Origin of the sequence: Janthinobacterium lividum, from assembly GCF_011601275.1 — a bacterium.
Taxonomy (GTDB): Bacteria; Pseudomonadota; Gammaproteobacteria; order Burkholderiales; family Burkholderiaceae_D; genus Janthinobacterium; species Janthinobacterium lividum_E.
Window position 1 is genome coordinate 17,280 of the sequence record NZ_JAAOLY010000010.1, and the last position, 23,351, is coordinate 40,630.

18 protein-coding genes and 1 pseudogene are annotated in these 23,351 nt (G+C 62.5%); 16 read left to right on the top strand and 3 right to left on the bottom strand.

Annotated elements, in window-relative coordinates:
• Positions 1–197 precede the first annotated feature (197 nt).
• The 12 genes and pseudogenes from GYK42_RS16210 to GYK42_RS16265 all read left to right on the top strand — a co-directional run.
• On the top strand, positions 198–1,682 hold the full coding sequence (locus GYK42_RS16210) for a flavin monoamine oxidase family protein (RefSeq protein WP_166448314.1): 1,485 nt from the start codon (positions 198–200) through the stop codon (positions 1,680–1,682).
• Positions 1,679–2,362, top strand: a complete 684-nt coding sequence (locus GYK42_RS16215; protein ID WP_166448315.1) for a c-type cytochrome — start codon at positions 1,679–1,681, stop codon at positions 2,360–2,362. Before GYK42_RS16210 ends, GYK42_RS16215 begins: the two co-directional genes overlap by 4 nt.
• A 10-nt stretch (positions 2,363–2,372) precedes the next feature.
• Positions 2,373–3,869, top strand: a complete 1,497-nt coding sequence (locus GYK42_RS16220) for a flavin monoamine oxidase family protein (protein ID WP_166448316.1) — start codon at positions 2,373–2,375, stop codon at positions 3,867–3,869.
• On the top strand, positions 3,866–4,549 hold the full coding sequence (locus tag GYK42_RS16225; RefSeq protein WP_166448317.1) for a c-type cytochrome: 684 nt from the start codon (positions 3,866–3,868) through the stop codon (positions 4,547–4,549). Before GYK42_RS16220 ends, GYK42_RS16225 begins: the two co-directional genes overlap by 4 nt.
• A 22-nt stretch (positions 4,550–4,571) precedes the next feature.
• Complete coding sequence (locus GYK42_RS16230) at positions 4,572–5,294, top strand: hypothetical protein (protein ID WP_166448318.1); 723 nt, start codon at positions 4,572–4,574, stop codon at positions 5,292–5,294.
• 13 nt (positions 5,295–5,307) lie between these two features.
• Positions 5,308–6,678 (top strand): NAD(P)/FAD-dependent oxidoreductase, encoded by a 1,371-nt coding sequence (locus GYK42_RS16235; protein ID WP_166448319.1) that lies wholly within the window; start codon positions 5,308–5,310, stop codon positions 6,676–6,678.
• 89 nt (positions 6,679–6,767) lie between these two features.
• On the top strand, positions 6,768–7,457 hold the full coding sequence (locus tag GYK42_RS16240; protein ID WP_166448320.1) for a TetR/AcrR family transcriptional regulator: 690 nt from the start codon (positions 6,768–6,770) through the stop codon (positions 7,455–7,457).
• 217 nt (positions 7,458–7,674) lie between these two features.
• On the top strand, positions 7,675–9,039 hold the full coding sequence (locus tag GYK42_RS16245) for a DUF1329 domain-containing protein (protein ID WP_346768099.1): 1,365 nt from the start codon (positions 7,675–7,677) through the stop codon (positions 9,037–9,039).
• A gap of 28 nt (positions 9,040–9,067) precedes the next feature.
• On the top strand, positions 9,068–10,981 hold the full coding sequence (locus tag GYK42_RS16250; protein ID WP_240943616.1) for a DUF1302 domain-containing protein: 1,914 nt from the start codon (positions 9,068–9,070) through the stop codon (positions 10,979–10,981).
• Complete coding sequence (locus tag GYK42_RS16255) at positions 10,981–13,359, top strand: efflux RND transporter permease subunit (RefSeq protein ID WP_166448321.1); 2,379 nt, start codon at positions 10,981–10,983, stop codon at positions 13,357–13,359. The genes GYK42_RS16250 and GYK42_RS16255 overlap by 1 nt, the downstream gene beginning before the upstream one ends.
• 10 nt (positions 13,360–13,369) lie before the next feature.
• A complete protein-coding gene (locus tag GYK42_RS16260) occupies positions 13,370–14,326 on the top strand; it encodes a WD40/YVTN/BNR-like repeat-containing protein (RefSeq protein ID WP_166448322.1) in 957 nt (318 codons plus the stop codon).
• 123 nt (positions 14,327–14,449) lie between these two features.
• Positions 14,450–15,037: pseudogene (locus GYK42_RS16265) on the top strand (methyl-accepting chemotaxis protein); the annotation flags it as partial.
• Here the strand turns inward: GYK42_RS16265 and GYK42_RS16270 are convergent.
• Together GYK42_RS16270 and GYK42_RS16275 are read right to left on the bottom strand one after the other, a co-directional pair.
• Positions 14,929–15,807 (bottom strand): alpha/beta hydrolase, encoded by an 879-nt coding sequence (locus GYK42_RS16270; RefSeq protein WP_240943617.1) that lies wholly within the window; start codon positions 15,805–15,807, stop codon positions 14,929–14,931. The pseudogene GYK42_RS16265 and the gene GYK42_RS16270 sit on opposite strands and share 109 nt — an antisense overlap.
• A gap of 11 nt (positions 15,808–15,818) precedes the next feature.
• Complete coding sequence (locus GYK42_RS16275; RefSeq protein WP_166448325.1) at positions 15,819–17,312, bottom strand: flavin-containing monooxygenase; 1,494 nt, start codon at positions 17,310–17,312, stop codon at positions 15,819–15,821.
• A gap of 104 nt (positions 17,313–17,416) precedes the next feature.
• On the opposite strand from GYK42_RS16275, the gene GYK42_RS16280 reads away from it, so the two are divergent.
• From GYK42_RS16280 to GYK42_RS16295, 4 genes are all read left to right on the top strand, one after another.
• A complete protein-coding gene (locus GYK42_RS16280; RefSeq protein WP_166448326.1) occupies positions 17,417–18,445 on the top strand; it encodes an AraC family transcriptional regulator in 1,029 nt (342 codons plus the stop codon).
• Positions 18,446–18,590: 145 nt separating this feature from the next.
• Complete coding sequence (locus GYK42_RS16285) at positions 18,591–19,241, top strand: hypothetical protein (RefSeq protein ID WP_166448327.1); 651 nt, start codon at positions 18,591–18,593, stop codon at positions 19,239–19,241.
• 80 nt (positions 19,242–19,321) lie between these two features.
• Positions 19,322–21,097 (top strand): AI-2E family transporter, encoded by a 1,776-nt coding sequence (locus tag GYK42_RS16290; RefSeq protein ID WP_166448328.1) that lies wholly within the window; start codon positions 19,322–19,324, stop codon positions 21,095–21,097.
• Positions 21,098–21,191: 94 nt separating this feature from the next.
• Positions 21,192–22,160: an IS1595 family transposase gene (locus tag GYK42_RS16295; protein ID WP_166448329.1), complete on the top strand. Its 969-nt coding sequence runs from the start codon at positions 21,192–21,194 to the stop codon at positions 22,158–22,160.
• A gap of 6 nt (positions 22,161–22,166) precedes the next feature.
• Here GYK42_RS16295 and GYK42_RS16300 read toward each other — a convergent pair whose 3' ends face one another.
• Positions 22,167–23,273, bottom strand: a complete 1,107-nt coding sequence (locus GYK42_RS16300) for a GGDEF domain-containing protein (protein ID WP_166448330.1) — start codon at positions 23,271–23,273, stop codon at positions 22,167–22,169.
• Between the last annotated feature and the right edge of the window lie 78 nt (positions 23,274–23,351).

The window sequence follows — 23,351 nt, forward strand, 5'->3', positions numbered from 1 at the left end:
AGCTGATTTTTAAGCAAAAAATAGAAGGCCGTTGATGATGCAGTTTGCATCATCAACGGCCTTTTTCATTTTGGCGGCGCGGGCCACTCTTTTATTAAAAAACGACAGAAAAGAGCCGGAGAAAATATTTTTCAGTGTTTATTTGTCTTCTTGACCTAAGTTTGGTAGTCTGTACTAATAACTACTTGGGAGATGATATGGAAGACATTGCTACTGAGCGGGATGAGGCGCCGGATCAGGCGAAGCTCTCGCGTCGTGGTTTTCTCGGCATGGCCGCATCCGTGACGGCAGGTGCGACTGTGGCGGCGCTGCCAAAACTGGCAACGGCGGGCGATGAGCGCGATGTGCTCGATGTCGCCATCATCGGCGCCGGGCTGGCCGGGCTGACGGCGGCACGCGACCTGCGCCGCGCCGGCTGCGAATCCTTCGTGGTGCTGGAGGCGCGCGACCGCGTCGGCGGCCGCACGCTGAACCATGACCTGGGCAACGGCTATTTCTCGGAAGCTGGCGGGCAGTGGATCGGCCCGGGCCAGACGGCTGTCGCCGATCTGGCGCGCGAGCTGGGCATCGGCACCTTCTTGACCTACTGGCAAGGCAAGATCGTCATGCTGGCGGGCGATGCGCGCGCCACCGTCGAATGCGACGGCGGCTTGTCCACGGATCCGAAATTGCGCAAGGAACTGGAAGACTTGGCGCGCAGCGTGCCAACGGCTGCGCCGTGGACCTCGCCGCGTGCAGCCGAGTTCGACTCCATGTCATTGGCGGACTGGCTCGCGAAAAAGAATCTCAGCGCGGAAGATCAGCTCGGCTGGGCGCTGGGCGCGCAACTGACGACAGGCACCACGCCTAGCAAGCTCTCCTTGCTGCACTATCTCTCACTGATCAATTCTGCTGATTGCGACTACCGGAAGCTGGAGGCCATTAAGGACGGCGCGCAGGAGAGCCGCATCGCGGGCGGGTCGCAGATCCTGTCCATCAAGATGGCCGAAGCGCTGAGAGACAAGCTGCGCTTGTCCAGCCCCGTGCTGCGCATCGAGAACTGGCAAAACGGCCCGACCACCATCCACACGGCCAAAGGGGTGATCCGTGCACGCAGCGTGATCGTGGCGCTCGGGCCGCCACTGTGCCAGCAGATAAGCTTCGAGCCTCCGCTGCCGGAAAAGCGCCGCGAAATGCAGCGCCGCTGGCCCGCGTTTGCGCCGATGCGCAAGACGGCGCACGTCTACAAGAAGGCGTTCTGGCGAGAAAAAGGCTACAACGGTGCTGTCATTCCACTCAACAGTCCGCTTCAATTTGCTTTCGATAACTCCCCGGAGGACGTCTCGTTTGGCGTGATCTCGGCCTTTATCAATCCCGGTATGCTGCCGACCGATAAGAAGGCGGCCGAGGCCGAGCTGTCGGGCATCTATGCCAGGGCTTTCGGTGAGGAAGCGTTGCATCCGATCGCCTATCACGACCACGACTGGGGCAAGGCGGATCAATGGTCGCTGAGCTGCACCTCGCCGATACCGCCCGGTTTTCTCACCAAGTACGGTGATGTGCTGCACCCGTCCATTGGCCGCCTGATATGGGCGGGCACGGAAACCGCCGAAATCTGGATCACCACCATGGACGGCGCCATCCGCTCCGGTCACAAGGCAGCCTTGCAGGCGCTACAAGCCGTAGCAGGAAGGAGGGCATGATGGGTAAGGCATCCAAACCGCGCAGCCTCGGCAAACGCATCCTGCTGCTGACGGGCGGCCTGTTGCTCGCGGCCACCGCCGCCGCCGCCGTCCTTTACGGTCCGCAACTGCTGGGCCTGATCCAGCTGGGCAAGAAGATTGATGAAATCGCCAGCGAGAACACGCGCACCGGCGGACCATGGCCGCGCGCCAGCGAGGCCTGCCTGTCCTGCCACGGCGTCAATGGCAACGCGCGTGCCCAGACTTATCCGCGCCTGGCAGGACAGCCGGAAGCCTATCTGAAGCAGCAGCTCCAGGCCTTCGTCAGCGGCGAGCGCAGCGATCCGACCATGACGCCAATGGCGCTGAGCATGTCGGAGCGTGAGCTAGCCGGGCTGGCTGCGCACTTTTCGAAGATGCCGCCCGTGCGCAATGCGACCTTCCATGCCGATCCAGCGCAGGTGAAGCGTGGCGAAGCGCTGGCCAAGGCCAACAACTGCGCAGCCTGCCATGGCCAGCAACTGGAGGGCAAGGACGCCTATCCGCGCCTGGCCGGGCAGGGCTACGGTTATCTGCAGACCCAGCTGACGCGCTTCAAGAGCGGTGCGCGGCGCGACGCCAGCGGCGCCATGCCCGCCGTGGTGGCGGCGCTGTCGGGCCAGGATATCGACGACCTTGCGCAATTCATTGCGAGCCGATAAGGAAAAAGTAATGGACGAAGACGTAACAATTCAAGACGGAATCATGGGGCAGGGGCGGCTCAGCCGCCGCAGCTTTCTCGGCATGGCGGCATCGGTGACGGCCGCTGCCACGGCAGCGGTTTTGCCCGAGGCGGCCAGCGCCGCGGTGGCCGCCAGCGAGGGGCGCGATGTGCTCGACGTCGCCATCATCGGCGCCGGCCTGGCCGGCCTGACGGCGGCGCGCGATCTGCGCCGCGCCGGCTGCGAATCTTTCGTGGTGCTGGAAGCGCGCGGTCGCGTCGGCGGCCGCACGCTGAACCATGATCTCGGCAAAGGCTATTTCTCGGAAGCGGGCGGCCAGTGGATAGGCCCCGGCCAGACCGCCGTCGCCGACCTGGCGCGCGAGCTCGGTGTTGGCACTTTCCCCACCTACTGGCAGGGCAAGTCCACGCTGCTGGCCAAGGGCGCCCGCGCTGCGGTTGATACCGAGGGCGGGTTCGGCACCGATCCCAACATCGCGCACGAACTCGAAAAACTGGCGCGCAGCGTACCGTGTGGCGCGCCGTGGACCTCGCCGCGTGCCGCCGAATTCGACGGCATGTCGGTGGGCGAGTGGCTTGCCAAAAGGAACATCGAACCGGCGGACCAGGTCGGTTGGTCGGCGGGCCTGGCGATCACCGGCGGCGCTTCGCCAGCGCGGCTGTCGCTGCTGCACTGGCTATCGATGGTCAATTCGGCCGAGTGCAATTATGACCGGCTCGAAGCGGTCAAGGGCGGCGCCCAGCAAACCCGCATCTCGGGCGGCTCGCAAATCCTGTCGATCAAGATGGCCGAGGCGCTGGGCGACAAGATTCGTCTGTCGAGCCCGGTACAACGCATCGAGCAGTGGCAGAACGGCCCGGTGGCGATTCACACACCGCAAGGCGTGATCCGCGCGCGTCACGTCATCATGGCGCTGTCGCCAGCGCTGTGCCAGCAGATTACTTACGACCCGCCACTGCCCGAACAGCGCCGCGAAATGCAGCGACGCTGGCCCGCTTTTGCACCGGGACGCAAGACGGCACATGTCTACAAGAAGCCGTTCTGGCGCGAGAAAGGCTTGAACGGCTGGATCTTCCAGCCGGGCGGCGCTGTGCTGTGGGCTTACGACAATTCGCCGGAAGACCTCTCGTTTGGCGTGATCAACGCCTTCGTGCAAATCAGCATGCTGCCGTCCGATAAGAAGGCGGCCGAGGCCGAACTGTCGCGCATCTATGCCCAGGCCTTCGGCGAGGAAGCGCTGCATCCGCTGTCCTACCACGAGCATGACTGGCGCAAGGCCGATCCCTGGACGCTGAGCTGCGTCTCGCCGATGCCGCCGGGCTTTCTGACCAAGTACGGCACAGCCTTGCATCCCCCGCTGGGCCGCTTGATCTGGTCGGGCACGGAGACGGCCGATATTTGGGCCGGCTATATGGATGGCGCTGTACGTTCCGGCCATAAAGCGGCGTTGCAGGCACTGCAAGCCATCGCGGCAAGGAGGGCATGATGGGTAACGAGAAAAAGCGTAGCCGCGGCCGCAAGTTCTTCATGCTGTCGGGCGGGCTGTTGCTGGCCGTGCTGTTGGTAGCAGGCTTGCGCTATGGACCGGAACTGTATGGCCTGCTGCGGGTGAGTCAGGAGGTCGACACCATTGCGCGTGAAAACGCACAGATGGCGGGACCGTGGCCACGCTCCACCGACTCCTGCTTCTATTGCCACGATGGTCCGCAAGGCCAGGCGCGCACCCAGCTGTATCCGCGCCTGGCTGGGCAGCAGGAAGCCTATCTGCGCAAGCAGCTGCACGCCTTCGCCAGCGGCGAACGCAACGATCCGACCATGACGCCATTTGCGCTGAGCCTGACTGACAAGGAGTTCGAGGCGATGGTCACGAACTTTTCGCGGATGAAGGCGCAGCCAAATACGGACTTCCATGCCGACCCGACGCGGGCGGCGCGTGGCGCAGCGCTGGCCACGGCCAACAATTGTGCGGCCTGCCACGGCCCGCAGCTGGAGGGCAAGGACGCCTATCCGCGATTGGCCGGGCAGAGCTACGACTACCTGGTCGATCAACTGAGCAACTTCAAGACCGGCAAGCGCCGGGATGCGTCAGGCATGATGCCGGCGGTCGTCAATGCGCTTTCGCCTGGGGACATTGAGGACCTCGCGCATTTCCTCGCGAGCCGCTAATAAAAGAAAAAGGAGTAGAGACATGATACAAAAAAATAACTCGAACGACCCGCGCGCCGTGGTCGGCTGGCTGGCGGTGATTGGCGCGGTACTTGCCTGGAGTATGGCGGTGCTGGTCGGCGCGGCGGCCGGCTTTGATTTCGAGGTCCTTGAACATCCCACCATGATGCTGGCGTACTCGGCAGAGTCGCAAAATCTGTATCGCTTGTCGATGTGGGCCGATATTCTGGGGTGGTATGTGCCGTTCCTGGCGGTCGGCGGCTACCTGTGGCAGCCGATGCGCCAGAAGTTGGGCGCCCTGGCTGACATCGGGCTGGCCGGATTGATCGTCTACGCAGTGTTGGGGATCGCCGGTGCCGGCTTGCTCAGTCTCACGCTGCCGGCAGTGGCCGAACTGGCCGCCAACACACCCGGCGCGAAGCCGGTGGCCGACGCCCTGTGGATCACCTTGCAACGCGCGGCACAAGGCATCTGGAACGCCGAGGCGCCGGTCCTGCTGTTGTGGGGCATCGTGGCTGCGCGGTTCCTGCGTGGCGAAAAGTGGGGCTTTGGCCGCCTGCTCACGCTCGATATCTGCCTGTTTATGCTGGAGCTCGCGTTCAATCTGGGCGGCTGGCACGAGCTTGGTGAAACCATGCTGATGATCACACTGGTGATCCATCCGCTGTGGCTGTTCCTGTTCGGCGTCACCCTGCTGCGCAAACCTGCGCCGACCCTGGCAGGCCACTATGCGACCGTCCGCTAAAAAGGAGACCATCATGCACACAAGCAGTTACGCCTTCTCGGCCGATGAGGCCAAAGTGAAAGCCGATCTTGAAAAGTACCGTACGCTGGGCGGCTGGGTGGAAAAGCCCGGCGACATGCAGGCGCCGCTGGAGGGCGACGTCAACGCCGACGTGGTCATCATCGGCGCCGGCTACGCGGGCCTTTCCGCCGCGCTGGCGCTGGCGGGCAAGGGCGTCAGGGTGGTTGTCCTGGAACGCGAGTTTGCCGGCTTCGGCGCCAGCGGCCGCAATGCCGGCTACCTGGCTGGCGCCATCGGCATAGAGTACGAACTGTTCCATAAAAAGGTCGGTCCGGAGACGGGAGCCCAGATCGTCCGCTTCTACGAAGACGCGGTCACCTTCGTCGAGGGCAAGCTCAAGGAATATGGTATCGAATGTGATTACAGGCAGTCGGGCATCATCCGCGCAGCCATTCATCCATCCCAGGAAAAGCGGTTGCGCAAGGGCATGCGGGTCGGCGCCGAATTGGGCTTCAAGTCGACCTTCCTGGACTCGGCCGCGATGCGTGCGCGCGGCATTCCACCAGCTTTCCTGTTTGGTGAATGCACGGCGCATGGCGGTACCCTGCATCCGGGGAAGTATGTGATGGGCTTGCGCCGTGCTGCGATCCTGGCCGGCGTGAAGCTGTATGAAAACACGCCGATGCTTTCCTACACCGAGGGCCCGGTAGTCAAGGTTGAAACGCCACGCGGCAGCGTCACTGCGCCAGCCATGCTCTTTGCCAGCAACGCCTATACGCCTCAGAATGGACTCCTTGCCGACAAGGTGGTGGTGCTGCGGGTCTCGGCAATCGAGACCGAAGCGCTGTCGACGGCGCAACTGAATTCCCTGGGCTGGCACGGACGCGAAGGCATCATGACGGCACACTGGATCATGGAAAGCTTCCGCCTGACGCCGCATAACACGCTGCTGGTGACCACCAAGCGCGTGCAGTCTCCCTATGGCGCGAAAACGCCGAACGTGCCCGCCTACGATTCGTATGGCGAGCTCAGGGTCGCACTGCACGACCGCCTTCCGACCTTGAAAGACATCTCCGTGCGGGCCTGCTGGAGCGGTTATGTCAGTGTCGCCAACGATGCCCTGCCGATCGTCGGTGTGACGGGGGCGCACCGGAACATCTACTTTAGCGCCGGATGCTCAGGCCACGGCCTGGCGCCCCAGTCGCTGCTCGGGCACTTGATTGCTGAGCGCATGCTCGGCGCCGATCATCCCCTGTTCACGGCATTGCAGCGCAAGGTCGCGCCGATTTTGCCGGAGCCGCTGCAATGGTGCGCCACCAGGGCGACGCTAGGCTTGGTGGGCATGCTGGATGGCCGTGTGAACCGGAAGGCGAGGGCCGCCTGATTCCGGCATCGATCGTAGCGATCCGTCTGGTGATTTGACTTTTTGGTATATATACCAAACAATCAGGTGTTTTCCTAATCCCTACGACGATGACAAACGTAAAAGAATCCAATGAGAAGCCAGTGCGCAAGAAGCGGGAGGCAGCGAGTTTGGCGACAGGCGAAACTGCGCGGAGTGGTTTGCGGGCGCAGGGCGTGCGTACCCGTAACGCGATTGTGGAGGTGGCAAAAAAGGTGCTTCTCGAAGGCGGGGGGCTGGAATTCTCCCTGCGCGAGGTGGCGGCCCGTGCCGGCATCAGCATCAGCAACCTCCAGTATTATTTCCCGACCCGGCTGGCGGTACTGCGTGCCGTTGTCGAGCCCGTGATCGAAACTTATCTGCGCGAGATGCGCAGCACCTTGAACAGCAATCTGCCACCGCTGGAAAGGATAGTCGCGCTCGCTGAACAATCGCTGCGTGAGGTGAAGAATCCCGAAGCGTCGGCGCTGTGGTGGCATTTCGTCTCGTTTGCGATGATCGATGAGGAATGCTCGCGCCTGCTGGACGACTGGTACGAGACCTTGACGCGCGAGGCGGCCGAGCTGATCCGTAGTGCTTATCCCGACTATAGCCTTGCCGATTGCCTGCACCGCGCGACCTTGCTGATTGCCATCACCGATGGCCTGAACTATCAACTGGGCGCTGGCCGCCGCAAGCGCAACTACACGCGTGGCCTCGATGCAAAATTCATGGCGACGGTGGAGGCCCTGCTGAAGGCGCCACTGACAACGAACGGCTGACAATCGCGGCGACGCGGATGCGGATGTGAAACGACAGGATTTTCCTGTCGTTTTTTTTTGCTTTGCGATCGGCTGAGCAACGGCGCTGGAAATACCACAGCGCCGTAATTTTTTTATTTCTTTGTTTGTCTCATTGACCTATAGTTAGTATTATGACCTAACAATAACACAGCAAGGGCCGGCTTGTTATCCGGCACTCATTCATGGGGAGACGAAGGTGAGCATCAAGATGACATTTTTCGGTACGGCGCTCTTGGTTGGTACGGCGCTGAGTGCAGCTGCAGGCGAGCAGGATGCCGCCCGGCTTGGCAAGGAGTTGACGCCGGTGGGTGCTGAACGCGCGGGCAACAAGGACGGAACGATCCCGGCGTGGACCGGCGGCGACATGGTGCCGCCGGCCGGCTGGAAACCGGGGGCGGTGCGCCCCGATCCCTACGCCAGCGACAAGCGCGCGTTCTCGATCGACGCCACCAACGTCGACCGCTACAAGGACAAGCTGGCGCCAGGCCAGCTGGAGATGGTGAGGACCATCCCAGGCTATCGAATGGACGTCTACCCGACGCACCGTTCCTGCGGTTACCCGGACTTCTTCTACGAGCGTACCCGGAAGAATGCGGCCAGCGCGAAAATGGCGCCCAATGGCTACGACATGGCTGAGGCCATTGGCGCCGCCGTACCGTTCCCGATTCCGCGCAGTGGCGCGGAAGCCATCTGGAACCATAAGCTGAGCTGGCGCGGCGAAGGCTTCCAGTCGCATTTTTCCACCTACATCCCGCCCAAGGGCAGCGACAGCATCGGCGAACCGATCGCGCAGGATGAATGGGCGTTGGCGCCGATGTGGTCGCCATCGAACAAGGGTATCGCCGATGCACGCGGCATTGAATACCAACTGCTCAATGTGTTCACCGGCCCGCCATCGATTGCTGGCGACGCGACACTGGCGCAGTACAACTTCGGCAAGCCGAACGACGTCTGGCTGTATTTCACCAGCCAGCGCCGCGTGCGCCGCGCACCGACCTACCAGTACGATGCGCCGGTCCTGAATACGGAAAACCTGCAGATCGTCGACCAGTACTTGCAGTACAACGGCCCGCTGGACCGTTATGACTGGAAGCTCGCCGGCAAGAAGGAGCTGTACGTCCCGTATAACACCTATCGCCTGAATTCGCCGGCCAACAAGGTGGCGGACGTGGTCAAGCCGAAATTCCTCAGCCGCGACTTGACCCGCTACGAGCTGCACCGCATGTGGGTGGTCGAGGCGACACTCAAGGACGGCCTGCGCCACATGTTCCCCAAGCGCACCTTCTATATCGACGAGGATACCTGGACCATTTTGGTCGAGGATATGTATGACGCGCAAGGCAAGGTCTGGCGCACCACCGAGATGGGCCCGTATATGGCGTGGGAAGTGCCCGCATGCGTATGGTCAGCCAACATCAGCTACGACCACGTGGCGGGCCGGGTCCTGATCGACCGGGTGCAGGCCGGCGGCAAGGAGGCCGATTGGCTGGCTGGCCGCGAAGGCCGCATGAAGGCAGGCACCTTCGAACCCGACGGTCTGCGCCGCGCGACCACGCGCTAAGCTCCCAACGCCATGACGAGAGGTGGAGATGAAAACACAAGATAAAGTGAAGATGCGCATGGTCCGGACGCAAGCATGCCTGGCCGTGCTGGGAGCGTGGGCGATGGCCGGATCGGTGGCGGCGGCGGAATGGCCGCTGGCCAACGGCTGGACGGTGAACCTGGATTCGACGGTGTCGATGGGGGCGGTAGTGCGCACCTCGCAGCCGAACTGCCGCAACCTCGGCAACGACAACGGCGGTTGCGTGGGCGATGCGATCACGCCGCTGCAGGCCGGCAATCCGGAGGCGTACTCGGTCAACCTGGATACGCTGCGCCTGAATCAGGACCTGGGCAATCTGCATTACAAGCGAGGGCAGGTGGTATCGGCCAACTTGCAATATTCGGCCGACCTGTATGTGAAAGCCAGCGACGGCTGGAGCGGCCTGTTGCGAGGCGTTGTCAACCAGGACTTCGCCATCGACCGCACGAAAAACGGTCCGCTCGACCGGGAGGCCAAGGATTTCGCCGTCAGCAATCCGCGCTGGCTCGACGCTTACGTGACCAAGGAGTTCGATATCGGCGCCCAGCAGGCTCGCGTCCGCGTCGGCAACCAGGTCTTGAGCTGGGGCGAGGACCTTTACATCACCGGTGGCGTCAACTCGATCAATCCGATCTATATTCCGGCTGCGCACCAGCCGGGCACACCGCTCAAGAATCTGTTCATTCCGTCGCCCATGCTGTCGTTCAGCAGTTCGCTGGCGCATGGCCTCGGCGTGGAAGCGTTCTATCAGTGGAAGTGGAACAGCTTTGTGTTCGATGCGCCGGGCACCTTCTTCTCGACCAGTAATGTTGCCGGCAAGGGCGGGCGCGCAGTCTATCTGCCGACCTCGCTCCTCAATGCGGCGGCCGCGCCGGCCGGAATCGGCCCGTTCCCTGCCGGGAGCGTCGGCAACACGGCCACCGTCATCACCGGGCCGAATCCCGTCACCGGCGCGCCGTACGACCGCCGTCTCAGCGCCGCCGAACTGGCGGACCCGGCGGCCAATCCGGCGGGCGCCATCCTCGGCACCGGCACCATCATCCCGCGCGCCGGCGACCACGCGCCGCACAACGGGCAGGGCGGCATTGCGCTGCGCTACCAGTTCCCTGAGTCGGGCAATGAGCTGGGCCTGTACTTCACGCGCTACGACGACAAGGTACCGTTTGTCAGCTACCGGGTGTCCGGCACGACGGCCAATCCGTTTGGGCTGGAAGGCATGCTGGACTACGGCACGCACCGCAATCTGTTTGGCGTGTCGTACAACTTCCAGGCCGGCGAGTGGGCCATCGGCACCGAGCTGTCGTTCCGCCCGCGCGACGGCGTCGCCATCGACCCGAGTGCGGTCATCGATCCGCGCAATGCACATTATTGCAACGCTCTGGCCGATTTCACGGTGGCGCCGGTGGAGACGTTTTGCCGCGGCTGGGTCGACACCCGGCATTACCAACTGCATCTGACCGGTATCCACATTCTGTCGCCATCGGGTTCGCTGGGTGGCCTGCTGCGCGCCCTGGGCGCCAGCGAGGGCACCATCACGGGGGAGACTGCAGTCGCCTATTATCCGGGCCTAAAGCTGGACGGCAGCGTGCCGTATGCCGTCACGGCCGACTACACACTGCCGACCCGGACCTCGTGGGGCATGGTGGCGGCGGCTTCGGTGACGTACCCGAATGTGTTCGGCACGCGCGCATCGCTGGCGCCGGACATTGCGATCTCACAAGGTCTGTCAGGCGTAGCGGCGACGGCGCTGCCGGGTTTTATTAAGGGGGCGGGCGCCGCAGTGCTGGGGGCCGCCATCGATTTCAAGGTGAAGCCGGAGCTGAAGCTGCGCGTCGATTTCACGCAGAACTGGGGCGGTGGTGCCAGCAATTTGCTGCGCGACCGTAATTTCATGTCCATCAGCCTGGCGTCGTCATTCTAATGCTCTCCCATCTTATCACCCGTCTGGAAACGGCCCTGTTCGGGCACCGGCGGATCTTCCTCCTGGCGCTGGCGGCGCTCACCGTCCTGATGGGCGTGCTCGCCACCAGGCTGCACCTGGAGGCCGGCTTTGAAAAGCAAATGCCTCAGGGCCACGAGTACATCGAGACGTTCGAAAAGTATCGTGACCAGCTGTTCGGCGCGAATCGGCTGACCATCGCTGTTCATGCGCGCCAGGGCGACGTCTGGAACCCGGAGGCGCTCACCCAGCTGCTGAAGGTGACCGATGCCGTCACCTATCTGCCTGGCGTGGAACGCACCAGCGTGACCTCGTTGTGGACGCCGAACGTGTTCTTCACCGAGATCACGGAGGATGGTTTCCGCGCCGAACCGGTGGCGGGCGGCGATATCGTGCCGGAAAAGCTGAACGGTGAAGTGATCGCGCAGATGCGCCAGCGCACCATCGCGGGCGGCCATGTTGGCACCCTGGTGGCGCGTGACCAGAGCAGCGCGCTGATCACCGCCGAACTGGTCGACACCGACCCGCGCACTGGCAAGAAGCTGGACTACATCCAGTTCAACCGGCAGCTGGAGGAAAAGATCCGGCGTCCGTTTGAAAACGCCAAGGTGGAAATCCAGATCATCGGTTTCGCCAAGCAGATCGGTGACATTGCCGACCGCTCGGATGAGGTGACCCGGTTCTTTGCCGTGGCGTTCCTGCTGACCGGCCTGGCGGTCTACTGGTATTGCCGTTCGATCCGCCTGACCCTGCTGCCGCTGGCCTGCTCCTTGACCTCGCTGGTGTGGCAGTTTGGCACGCTGCAATTGCTGGGCTTCGGACTGGACCCGCTGGCGATCCTGGTGCCTTTCCTGGTGTTTGCCATCGGCGTGTCGCACGGCATCCAGCAAATCAACTTCATCATCCGCGAAGTGGCGCATGGCGCCGATCCGGCGGCAGCGGCGCGGCACAGCTTTACAGGCTTGCTGATCCCCGGATCGCTGGCGCTGATCACGGCACTGGTCAGCTTTATCACGTTGATCCTGATTCCGATCCCGATGATACGCGAGCTGGCCATCACGGCGGCCATCGGCGTGGGCTACAAGATTCTGACCAATCTGATGATGCTGCCGGTTGCCGCCTCGTTCTTCCGCTTTACACCGGCATTCGCCCGCGATGCGCTGGAGCGACGCGAAAAGCACAGCGGCTGGCTGCAGGCGGTGGCGCGTATCGCCCGACCGCGCAATGCGCTGCTGGTGACGCTGTTGGGTGCGGGCATCTTCGGCCTGGCGTTCTGGCAAAGCCAGGGCCGCCATATCGGCAGCCTGCAGCCTGGCGCGCCGGAGCTGCGCGCCGAGTCGCGCTACAACCGCGATGCCGCTGCCATCGTCGGCCGATTCGACGTTGGTCTCGACTGGCTGACGGTGGTGTTCGAGGCGACGCCGGCGCGCCTGGGCGAAGTCTGTTCGCGCGCCGACCAGTTCCTGTACATCGACGAGTTCACATGGCTGATGCGCAGCGTACCAGGCGTGGTGTCGGCCGATTCGCTGGCCGGGCAGCTCAAGCTGTACAACGCAGGCCTGAACGAGGGCAATCCCAAGCTGGCCACGCTGACGCGCGACCCGCGCGGTCTGGGATCGCAGTTCGCCGGTGTGAACAACCGGATTGCGGGCCTGTCGTCCGGCGATTGCCGGGTGCAGGGCGTCAATCTGTACCTGCCTGACCATAAGGCCACCACCATCAAGAGCGTGGTCGAGGCGGTGAAGACGTTCCGGGATACCAATACGCTGGACGGCGTCAAGCTGCGTCTGGCCAGCGGCAACGCCGGCGTGCAGGCCGCCACCAACGAAGTGCTGGAGGCATCGGAAACGCCGATGATGCTGTACGTGTATGCCGCCATCCTGGTGCTGGTGTTCCTCGTCTATCGCGACTGGCGCGCCATGATCGTCTGCTGCCTGCCGCTGACGGTGGCCACTTGGATAGGTTACTGGTTCATGAAGGAACTGGAAATCGGCCTGACGGTGGCGACCCTGCCGGTGATGGTGCTGGCGGTGGGCATTGGCGTCGACTATGCGTTCTACATCTATAACCGCTTGCAGGTCCAGCTGTCGCATGGCCGCGCATTTACCGAGGCGCTGGAAATGGCGCTGACGGAAACCGGCCTGGCCACGGTGTTCACCGCCATTACCTTGTCGGTCGGCGTCGCGACGTGGACCTTCTCCAGCCTGAAATTCCAGGCTGACATGGGCGCGCTGCTGACATTCATGTTCCTCGTCAATATGGTGATGGCGATTACCCTGCTGCCTGCGGTTGCTGCAGTGCTGGAATGGGTGATTCCCCGAACCGGGCCGGTGCGCATGCCGGCCGCCTTACAACACTAGAAGGGCAGCCATGTATTTTTTCAGACACTTCATTCTGATCCTGATCGTTCTGCGGGTCGCCTGCGAGGCGACAGCAGCCGAACCACAACGCTGGCCGTCCTTGCTGCCAGCCCAGCGCGTGCCCAACGCAACCGGGGCGCCGTTGCTGGCAGCGGCCCTGGCGGGCCAGCGCGTGGTCGCGGTAGGCGACCACGGCGTGGTGCTGCTGTCCGACGACGGCGTCCGCTTCCGCCAGGCCAAGGCTGTGCCGGTGCGCTCCATGTTGACCAGCGTCCAGTTCCTCGATGCACGGCGCGGCTACGCCGCAGGCCATGACGGCGTGGTGCTGGGCACGCAGGATGGCGGCGACAACTGGACCTTGCTGCGCGCCACCCCGGGCCTGGAGCAGCCGGTCCTGTCGCTGCACTTTGACAGCGTGGAACATGGCTTTGCGGTCGGTTTGTATGGCTGGGCCATCGAAACCCATGATGGCGGCCGCAGCTGGACCGAACGCCATCTCGGCAGCGGCGACAACGCCGACCGCCATCTCTACCACGTGTTTGTCTCGCAGCGCGGGACGCTGCTGGTCGCCGGCGAAGCCGGGGCCGTCTACCGTTCGACCGACGGCGGCGCGACCTGGAACATGGCCGCTGCAGGCGGCAAGGGCTCGCTGTGGTACGGAACGGCGCTGGCCGACGGTACCTTGCTGGTCTGCGGCATGCGCGGCCATCTGTACCGCAGCCGTGACGATGGCAGGACTTGGCAGGCACTGCATTCGAACACCACCTTGTCATTGACCGGCATCGCGCAGCAGGCCGATGGCAGCGTGCTGGTGGCGGGCATGTCCGGGACCGTGCTGCGCAGTACCGATGGCGGCGCCACCTTCACGCTGGCCCAGCGGGCCGAACGGGAACCGCTGACCGCCGTCCTTGCCGCCGGCGCCACTCCCCCCGTTCTGCTCTCGCTGGCGGGGCTGGTCGCGCGCTGAGTAGTGCTTGCCAAGTTGCAACTATTTCATTTAAAAATTTTTAAAACGACAACAATCATGACACTGCTGTATGTGCCGCCGGTGTTCTCGGCCGCACGGGCCGAGGACGGCGCGGCGCCGGCGATCATCGCTGTCATTGACGGCATCGCTTTCCAGGCCAATATCCCTGGACTGAACGCGGCGGTGGAGGCGGCACGCGCAGGCGAGCAGGGACGTGGTTTTGCGCTCGTTGCCAGCGAGGTGCGCAATCTGGCGCAGCGTAGCGCTGCCACCGCGAAGGAAATCAAGGTGGTGATCGGCGATTCCGCTGCCAAGGTCGCGGCAGGCAGTGTGCTGGTGGACGAGGCCGGTGGCACTATGCGGCAGATCGTCGCCTCGATCTGCAAAGTGGACACCATCATGGGCGAAATCAGCGTGGCATTGCAGCGCCAGGCCAGCGGCATTGAGCAGATTGGCCGTGCAATCAAGGGGAGTGGTGGCATGACGCAGCCCAATACCGGGCTGCTCGAGGATGTATCCGCTGCGACGGTGGCGTTGTCCGACCTGACCGCAGAACTGAGCGAGGCGCTTGCCGTGTTCCGGCATGCTCCCCCAAATAACTCTCAGGCTGCGATTTGCCGCTTCAGGAAAGCCAGTTGCAAGGCGATGCTGTGCTGGCACACAGCTTCGCTGGCCTGGTGCAGTTCGAAGTGGTTGCCATCCAATAGATGAAACTCGCAGTTCGGGATGCGTTTGGCAGCCCGCTGCGCCGCAGCGGCGGGCGTGACCGAATCGCGCTTCCCGGCAATAATCAAGGTCGCCGCCTTCACCTTCCTCGCCGAACGGGCAGGGCTGTAGAACGGCAGTTCCAGAAAGATGCGCGACAGCACCCGATTGTCCCAGCTTGCGCCCGGTGGAATCAGGCGGGCATAACCATCCCAGCATTCCGCGCTGCACAGGGCTGCCACTTCGCCGGAGCGGCCAACGATGCGGCTGTAATGCGGCCGGCCGACGATACGGCCAAGCTGATCGCGCAGCGCCGCCAGCATCAGGCAGAAGCTGATGTGCAGCGGCAGTTGCAGCACGCTGGCGATGCCGCTGACGTGGGGTACCTGCGCAATGACCGTGCGGATGCCCGGGTCGCGTGCAGCCGTTTCAATCACGTGGCCGCCTGAGAACGAAGTCCCCCACAGTACGATCTTGTCGTGATCGATGCGGGCCAGGCCGCGCACGTGCCTGAGCGCCGCCTTCCAGTCGGCCAGGTGTCGTCGCGGACTCACCCAATGCCTTGGCTGTCCCTCGCTATCGCCGAAGTTGCGGTAGTCGAACAGGTAGACCGCATAGCCATCGTCCACAAAATGCTGTGCGATCTCCGGCAACGCGGCGCTGCGGATGCCGCCGAAGCCGTTTGCCATGATGACTACCGGCGGCCGCGTCGCCGACGCCGGCAGCAGCAGCGTGCCGGCGCAGGTTTCGCCCGCGCTCAGAAAATGCGAGTCCATGCTGTGCGCCTTCATGCTGCGCGACGCGGGAACGATGCGGTCTTCAGCTGGCCTGGCCCGCGCAACTCCAGAGCATCATCGGTGACGGCATCGTGCAGCAGCATAGTGCGATCCGCTTTCAGGTTATTCAGCACGCGCCACGGCAGCGAGCGACCCTGGCGCGGCAGCAGCGCTTGGCCGCGCTGGGCGTAGCCCGATTGCAGCGAGCCCAGAACAGACTCGTCCAGTTTTTCGCCGGCCGGCGCGCGGGCGGTCATCACGTCGGATCCGACCGCATCCATATGCTGCCACAGGCGGCACAGATAGTCCGCCGACATTTCGACCTTTAACGTCCACGGGGCGTTGGTATAGCCGAACAGGTAGGCAAAGTTCGGAACGTCTTGCAGCAGGACACCTTTGTAGCTCATCAGTTTGCCAGGTTCAACTTTTTCGCCATCCACGCTCAGGCGCATGCCACCGAGCGATTGCAGTTGCAGGCCGGTGGCGGTGATGATGATGTCGGCTTGCAGGTGTTGTCCCGATTGCAGCAGGATACCGTTTTCCGTGAAGGTTTTGATCTGGTCCGTGACCACTGAAGCCTTGCCTTCGCGCAGTACCCTGAACAGGTCGCCGTCCGGCACGGCGCACAGGCGCTCGTCCCAGGGGTTGTACTTGGGTGTGAAATGCTGCATGTCGACTTTGTTGCCGACCTGTTTTTGCACATGATTCAGCAGCCACGAGCGGACCTGGCGCGGCCAGCGCCTGGCCGCCTTGTACACGCCTTGTTGGAGACGCAGATTGCGCCAGCGCGCCATGCCATACACCCAGTTTGCCGGCAACACGTAGCCGAGCGCGGCGGCAACCTTGTCGTAGCCGGGCACGGTCATGACATAACTCGGCGAGCGCTGCAACATCGTGATATGGCTTGCCTTATCGCACATGGCGGGAATGAGCGTGACGGCGGTTGCGCCGCTGCCGATCACCACGATGCGTTTGCCGCGGTAATCGAGGTCCTCCGGCCACTGTTGTGGATGAATGCGCAAGCCGTTGAATTGCTCTTCGCCGGGGAACTTGGGCAGATACCCTTGATCATGGTTGTAGTAGCCGGTACACGCCACCAGCTGCTTGCAGGTGAAGCTGAGCTTTTCGCCGCTCGCTTCGTCGTGCGCGTCGACAGTCCAGCAACGATGCTCGGTCGACCAGCTCGCGCCGTCGATCATGGTACCGTAGCGTATCCAGCGGTCAACGCCGTGTTCGCGCGCCGCGTCTTCTATGTACTGGCGGATCTCGGGGCCATCAGCCAGCACCTTGTTCTGGCGCCACGGGCGGAAGGAATAGCCAAAAGTGACCATGTCCGAGTCCGACCGGATGCCGGGGTAACGGAACAGGTCCCAGGTGCCGCCAATTGCCTGCCGCCGTTCCAGAATTGCCACCCGTTTGGTCGGGCACGCTTTCGCCAAATGACAGGCCATGCCTATGCCGGACAGGCCGGCGCCAATAATCAGTACATCAAAATGGCTCTTCATTGGATGTCTCCCTTGTATGTATGTATATGCTCCAAGCGCCAACTGTAGCGGTCATGTGGCAACGCTGCTTGACATGGCGAGACTATTTTTTTACATTCTGAGACATGGAACCCAATGTACACGCAAGGGGATTGCATGGCTACCAGGCGCTGATGCGCGAAATGGGCCACGATCCCGCGCCGCTCATGCGCCGCTATCACATCGACGAATCGGTACTCAGCGCGGATGATGCACTGATCTCGTTGCGCGCCGCTACGCATCTGCTGGAAGCGAGCGCCGAAGTAACCGGGCTGGGAGACTTCGGGCTGCGCATGTCGTCGCATCAAAGCATCGAGGTGTTGGGACCGTTGAGCCTGGTGATGCGCAATGCACCGACCGTACGCGATGCACTTAATGATGTGATTCGCTACCTGTTTGTTCAAAGCCCAGGCATTGTCGTCTCGGTCGATGAGCGCACGTCGAACGTGCCCAATACGGTGGCCGTTTCGGTGGAAGTGCGTCTCTCCGGCCCGATCGTCACTCGCCAGAATAGCGACTTGTGCCTGGCCGATGCGCATAATTTCCTACGCCTGTTTGCTGGCGATAACTACGAATTGTGTGCCGTTTCGCTGTCGCACCAGCCTGTCGTCAGCCGTGCGGTCTACGAGCGCTTCTTTGGTGCCAGGCTGTTGGCGGAACCGTCTGGCGCTACTCTCTACATTTCTCGCAAGACGTTTGGCGCCAATGTGCAGGGCGCCAACGCTTCGTTTCGCCAGGTCGCCGAGGACTATATCTTCCGCAATTTCGGTGTGGCCGAGCAAAGTGCTTCGGAGAGGGTACGCCTGGCGTTGAGGCGCACGCTGGGTACATCGAGCTGCGATAAGTCCAATGTCGCCGGGTTGCTGGCCCTGCATCCGCGCACACTGCAGCGCAGGCTGGCGGAAGAGGGCACCAGTTTTGGCGCGATCAAGGACGAAGTCCGCAAGCAGCTCGCACAGGAATATTTGTGCGGCACGCGGATGACGATCGGCCAGGTCTCACTGATGCTGGGCTTTCCCGCGCAATCGGCTTTGACGCGCGCCTGCCGTCTCTGGTTTGGCGCGACGCCGCTGGCGCTGCGGGCCGGGAACGCTGTTTCGCCCGGCGAACCTTGACACGGAGGCGTGGCCGCTGATGGCCGCTTGTGGCGGAGATGAAACGACAGGACCTTCCTATCGTTTTTTTTACTCCATATAATTGGTTTATTGTCCTATCTTTGTTACGATGTACCTACTTTGAAAATAGCCACCAGGAACCGTCATGGAATTCAAGTACTATATTTATTGTCTCGCTGATACTGTGTTGATCGCGACATCATTGAACTACGGTGTGAAGTTCCTCAAGAAGCGCAATTTCCTGCTCGGGGGGGAGTGGCTGGTTGTGGCGTTCTCGGCGACGAATTTACTGATCAATGCCTTAACCGAAGTTCCAGAATTTCTCAACATCTCGCTGTTTTGCGATGCCTTTTCCCGCGCCTTCGGGATACCGGTGATCGCTATCGCGGGCCTGATGGCTGTGACACACCGGTTCAAGCCCTCAACGTTCGTGGACGTGACCTTGTTTGCCGCCGGCCTGGTGGTCACCGTGTTTGTATGGGAGGCTGACTTCCTGATTGAAGCGAAGCCGTATTTCTATCTGGTGATGTGGACGCTGTTTTCGGTTTATCTCCTCGGTTTTGCCTTCAGGCTGGCGCGCGCCGGCGAGAAGCTGCAAGCGGCGAGCGTCGTGCTGGCCATGCTGTTCGCTCAGACCATTGCGAGCATTTACGACTTCTACCATATTCCCGGCGATGACGATCACGTGATTTTCTATTCGTTCGCCTTGCTTGCATGGTCCTTCCTCGGCTTCTCCCTGCATCACGCCTATTGCGCGCTGGAGCGCCTCCAGAGCAGGCCGCACTCTTCAAGCTAGTGGTCTCCGCCGTCCGCTCAGGGATGGCTTTCACCCAGCGGCCGAGGGGCAGCTGGGTTTTTTTATTTAACGGAACGGTAATGAAAGCAAACTTTGCACTGACGGCAGCGTGCGTGCTGGCGATTTTGTATTTTTCCCAGGATGTGCTGCAACCTATCGTGACCGCGCTGGTGCTGAGCTTGGCCCTGGCGCCGGTGATCCGGGCGATGGGGCGGCTCGGATTGTCGCACGTGCATGCGACGTTTGGCGCTCTGGGGCTGGTGATCGTGGCGTTTGTCGGCGCCTTTGCGGTGCTGGGCGCGAACGTGATGGCGCTGTCGTCCGACCTGCCGCAGTACAGCGCCGAGATTCGTGCCAAGACCCGGCGGCTGGAACAGATGGTCCAGCATCCGCTGTCCCGCCTGGCGCCGCAGCTGATCGATAGCGAGCCTGCCGGGACGCTGCCGGAGGCGGGGCCGCGTCCGCTGCCGGTCGAGATTCGCGAGCGGGTCAGCACCAGCGACTCGATTGCCAAGGCCATCGGCGTAGTATCCGGTCCCTTGGGCGAGGCCTTCCTGATTCTCGTGCTCCTGATCTTCATTCTGCTGGACCGGCAAAATTTGCGCGACCGCGTGCTGCGCCTGGTTGGGCAGCGCGACGTCAGCCGCACCATCCAAGGGTTGGAGGACGCTGCGGAAGGGGTCTCCCGATTCTTCTTTACACAGCTGGTCCTGAATGTGACTTTCGGCGTGGTGATCGGCCTGGCGCTATGGCTGATTGGCATTCCGCACGCCGCACTATGGGGTAGCCTGTGCGGCGCGCTGCGCTTTGTACCGTATATCGGAGCCCTTATTGCAGGCGCGGCGATTGCCTTGTTCTCGGCAGCGGTCGATCCGGGGTGGACGCTGGCGGTGTATGCGATGGTGCTGTTTCTGCTGCTAGAGCTACTGGTTGCGCACGTGGTCGAGCCGCGGGTCTATGGACAAAGTGTCGGCATGTCGCCATTGGCGGTCATCGTCTCCGCCTTGTTCTGGGGCGCAATCTGGGGACCGCTTGGCCTGCTGCTGTCGACACCTCTGACGTTGTGCATCGTTGTGGCCGGGCGCTACATCAAGAGCCTGGAGCCAATCTGCATCCTGTTTGCCGAGGCGCCTCATACCAACGCGGCGCAGCGTTTCCATCATCGCGTGCTGAGCGGCGAGGCCGACGCCATCATTGACGATGCGCATGCCTTCCTGCGCAAGGCAACGCTGGCGCACTATTGCGACAAGGTCATGCTGCCCGGGCTGGCGCTGGCCAGTTCCGGTATGCTCGGCAGCCAAAAGGAACAGTTCCGCGCCACCGTCGCCATGGTGGCCGACACGCTGGCGGCGGGGCAGGCCAAGGCCAGCGCGCGTGCGCGCCGTATCTCCCTGCTGAACGAGAACATCGGTGCCCATTTGCGGCAACGGCGCGAAGAACGGCTGGGACGCTGGCAGGGCTCGCTGGACGTGCCGGCCCGTTCGGTCATCCTGTCGACGGCACTGCCGGGCATGCGGGAAGAGTTCATGAGCGAACTGCTGGTGCTGGTATTGCGCGAGGCGGGCCTGGATGCGCGCAGCTACGTGCTCAGGCTGGACGCTGGGCCGGAAGGCGATCCGGGCGCGGATCAGCTGATCTCGACCGTGTTTATCGCTTATCCGCTGGAGAGCGATATCGATGCCTGGGCCAAGGTCGTCACCGAGCTGCGCAGCGCGCTCCCGGACGTTTCGGTGGCAACCATCCGCCCGCGCGAAGCGGTGGCGGTGGAACCGGCCAAAGTCGCCGTCCATGTGGACCTGGTCCTGCAGAGCTTTGAGGAGGCGCTGGCCTTCGTAGCGCCGCGCCAGTCGGCGTAAATCAAGGCTCTGTCCCCGCTAAGTAGGGGAAATCCGGGAATCTTCCAGTGTCCCTGCTGTCTGACTGTGTATCGCAGACAAACGGGAGCCTTCCATGCAGACAGGCCAATGGAACACCTTCATCGACCAGTTCGCCGCACTGAACCGTCGCCAGCGCCTGGTGGGTATCGCTCTGCTGCGAGGCAGCGCACCGCAGGGTGCTGCCGCGGCACTAGCTGAAAGCGTGGCCCGGCAGCGATTGCACTGTCCTGCCTGCAATAGCAATCATGCTCACCGGCATGGCCATGCACATGGACTGCAGCGCTACCGGTGCGTGCCGTGCGGCCGCACCTTCAATGCGTTGAGCGGCACGCCGCTGGCGCGCTTGCGCCATAAATCACTGTGGCTCGATTACGCCGATTGCTTGCTGGCCTCGGATTCCGTGCGCAAGGCGGCGTCACAACTGGGCGTGCACCGCAACACAACCTTTCGCTGGCGCCACCGGTTTTTATCGTTGGCAAAAACGGACCGGCCGCATTGCCTGCATGGCATCGCCGAAGCGGACGAACTATATGTGCTCGAATCGGAAAAGGGCGCGCGGCACATGACGCGTCCGGCCCGCCGCCGGGGCGGCCATGCCCGCAAACGCGGCATTTCCGATGAGCAGGTCTGCATCTTGGTGGCGCGCGACCGCACTGGACAGACCCTCGATTTCGTCACGGGAAAAGGGGCGCTGACGAAGGCGCAGGTACACGATTATTTGTTGCCCATGATCGACAAGGATATTCTGTTGGTCACCGATGGCCATGCCGCTTATCGCGCCTTTGCCCGTGAAGCGGACATCAGCCACCAGGCCGTCAACTTGCGCGCAGGCATCCGCGTGCAGGGCGCCGTGCATGTGCAGAACGTCAATGCATATCACAGCCGCCTGCGGGACTGGCTACGGCCCTTTCATGGCGTGGCGTCCCGTTACCTGCCGAATTACCTGGGCTGGCGCTGGATACTCGACGCCGGACGCATCCGTTCGCCGGAAACATTATTGAAGGCAACACTGGGGGCATTCCCACATCTGACGGTGACATAGCCTAAATCAAGGCCCCCGCACGCAATTGCGGCCGGCGTTCTTGGCTTCGTATAAAGCCGCATCGGACCGGGCAACCAGTTGCTCGCCCAGGGACTCGGCGCTAGCCTGCGCCTGCACTCCGTTTTCCAGGCTGGCAATGCCGATGCTCACCGTCCAGCGGATGGCCTGTGCATCGTCACTGGCAAACTGCATCGCTTCGACATATGCCCTGATGCGCTCGGCCAACTGGAAAGCTCCCTCCGCATTGGCACCAGGCAGGATGATGGCGAATTCTTCGCCGCCCAGCCGCGCCACCTCGTCAACATCGCGCGAGTTCAGGGTGCAGGCATGGGCCAGCGCCTTGATCGCCCGGTCGCCGGTGGGATGGCCGTAGTTGTCGTTGATGCGCTTGAAATGGTCGATGTCGAGCATCAGCAGCGAGCATGGCTGGGCCAGGCGCAGCAGACGGGAAGTTTCGCGCTGCAGCAGGTACTGAAAATGCCGGCGGTTGGCGACGCCCGATAATGGATCCGTGTTGGAGGCATCTTCCAGCGCGCGCTCGAGCAGATAGCGCCGGTGGTAGCCCATCGCAAACGCCACGCAAATGCAAGCGAGGAAAATCGAGGTCGGCCAGATGATCAGGCTATACAGCTTGTCCGGAAAGTCGCGCAGCCAGCCGGTCGAGGCAAGCACGAGCGGGCTGAGTGTCACGAGCGCCAGCGCCAACCAGTTGACGAACAGGGAAAATCCAAGACAGAGCAAAGTGACGACCAGCGGGTAGAACACAAAACTCATGACAGCGCTTGACAGTCCGCCCGTCAGCCGGTGCAGGATCGCAATATCATGCACCTGTGCTAACACTAGTGTGACCAGCGCGCACAGTGCTGCCCGCCGATGACTCTCGGTGCGCCAGATGTACCAGGCGGGAATGACCAGCCACCCGTAGCACAGCCGCATCCATACGAGGCCAGGTGCGGCGTCCGGATCGATGTTGTAATCGACAATCCATCCGCTCACGCCCATGACGGCGGTGAGCAGGATGATCAGGCAAGTCTGGGCGCGATAGGACAGGAATTTTCTTTGCAGGTAGGCGCCGTTGTAGTTGTGCCGGAGGATTTCGATCGCATCTGTCATTTGGCCGCCCAAGTTGTGTCTTGCGCGATCATACTCTATTTCATTTGGCCGATTGTCCTAGGTTTCCGCCGTGGTACG

Bases quoted from the DNA above. Each gene is read 5' to 3' on its own strand.
- GYK42_RS16210 (WP_166448314.1), top strand. From the start codon at position 198: ATGGAAGACATTGCTACTGAGCGGGATGAGGCGCCGGATCAGGCGAAG.
- GYK42_RS16215 (WP_166448315.1), top strand. From the start codon at position 1,679: ATGATGGGTAAGGCATCCAAACCGCGCAGCCTCGGCAAACGCATCCTG.
- GYK42_RS16220 (WP_166448316.1), top strand. From the start codon at position 2,373: ATGGACGAAGACGTAACAATTCAAGACGGAATCATGGGGCAGGGGCGG.
- GYK42_RS16225 (WP_166448317.1), top strand. From the start codon at position 3,866: ATGATGGGTAACGAGAAAAAGCGTAGCCGCGGCCGCAAGTTCTTCATG.
- GYK42_RS16230 (WP_166448318.1), top strand. From the start codon at position 4,572: ATGATACAAAAAAATAACTCGAACGACCCGCGCGCCGTGGTCGGCTGG.
- GYK42_RS16235 (WP_166448319.1), top strand. From the start codon at position 5,308: ATGCACACAAGCAGTTACGCCTTCTCGGCCGATGAGGCCAAAGTGAAA.
- GYK42_RS16240 (WP_166448320.1), top strand. From the start codon at position 6,768: ATGACAAACGTAAAAGAATCCAATGAGAAGCCAGTGCGCAAGAAGCGG.
- GYK42_RS16250 (WP_240943616.1), top strand. From the start codon at position 9,068: ATGAAAACACAAGATAAAGTGAAGATGCGCATGGTCCGGACGCAAGCA.
- GYK42_RS16255 (WP_166448321.1), top strand. From the start codon at position 10,981: ATGCTCTCCCATCTTATCACCCGTCTGGAAACGGCCCTGTTCGGGCAC.
- GYK42_RS16260 (WP_166448322.1), top strand. From the start codon at position 13,370: ATGTATTTTTTCAGACACTTCATTCTGATCCTGATCGTTCTGCGGGTC.
- GYK42_RS16270 (WP_240943617.1), bottom strand. From the start codon at position 15,807: ATGGACTCGCATTTTCTGAGCGCGGGCGAAACCTGCGCCGGCACGCTG.
- GYK42_RS16275 (WP_166448325.1), bottom strand. From the start codon at position 17,312: ATGAAGAGCCATTTTGATGTACTGATTATTGGCGCCGGCCTGTCCGGC.
- GYK42_RS16280 (WP_166448326.1), top strand. From the start codon at position 17,417: ATGGAACCCAATGTACACGCAAGGGGATTGCATGGCTACCAGGCGCTG.
- GYK42_RS16285 (WP_166448327.1), top strand. From the start codon at position 18,591: ATGGAATTCAAGTACTATATTTATTGTCTCGCTGATACTGTGTTGATC.
- GYK42_RS16290 (WP_166448328.1), top strand. From the start codon at position 19,322: ATGAAAGCAAACTTTGCACTGACGGCAGCGTGCGTGCTGGCGATTTTG.
- GYK42_RS16295 (WP_166448329.1), top strand. From the start codon at position 21,192: ATGCAGACAGGCCAATGGAACACCTTCATCGACCAGTTCGCCGCACTG.
- GYK42_RS16300 (WP_166448330.1), bottom strand. From the start codon at position 23,273: ATGACAGATGCGATCGAAATCCTCCGGCACAACTACAACGGCGCCTAC.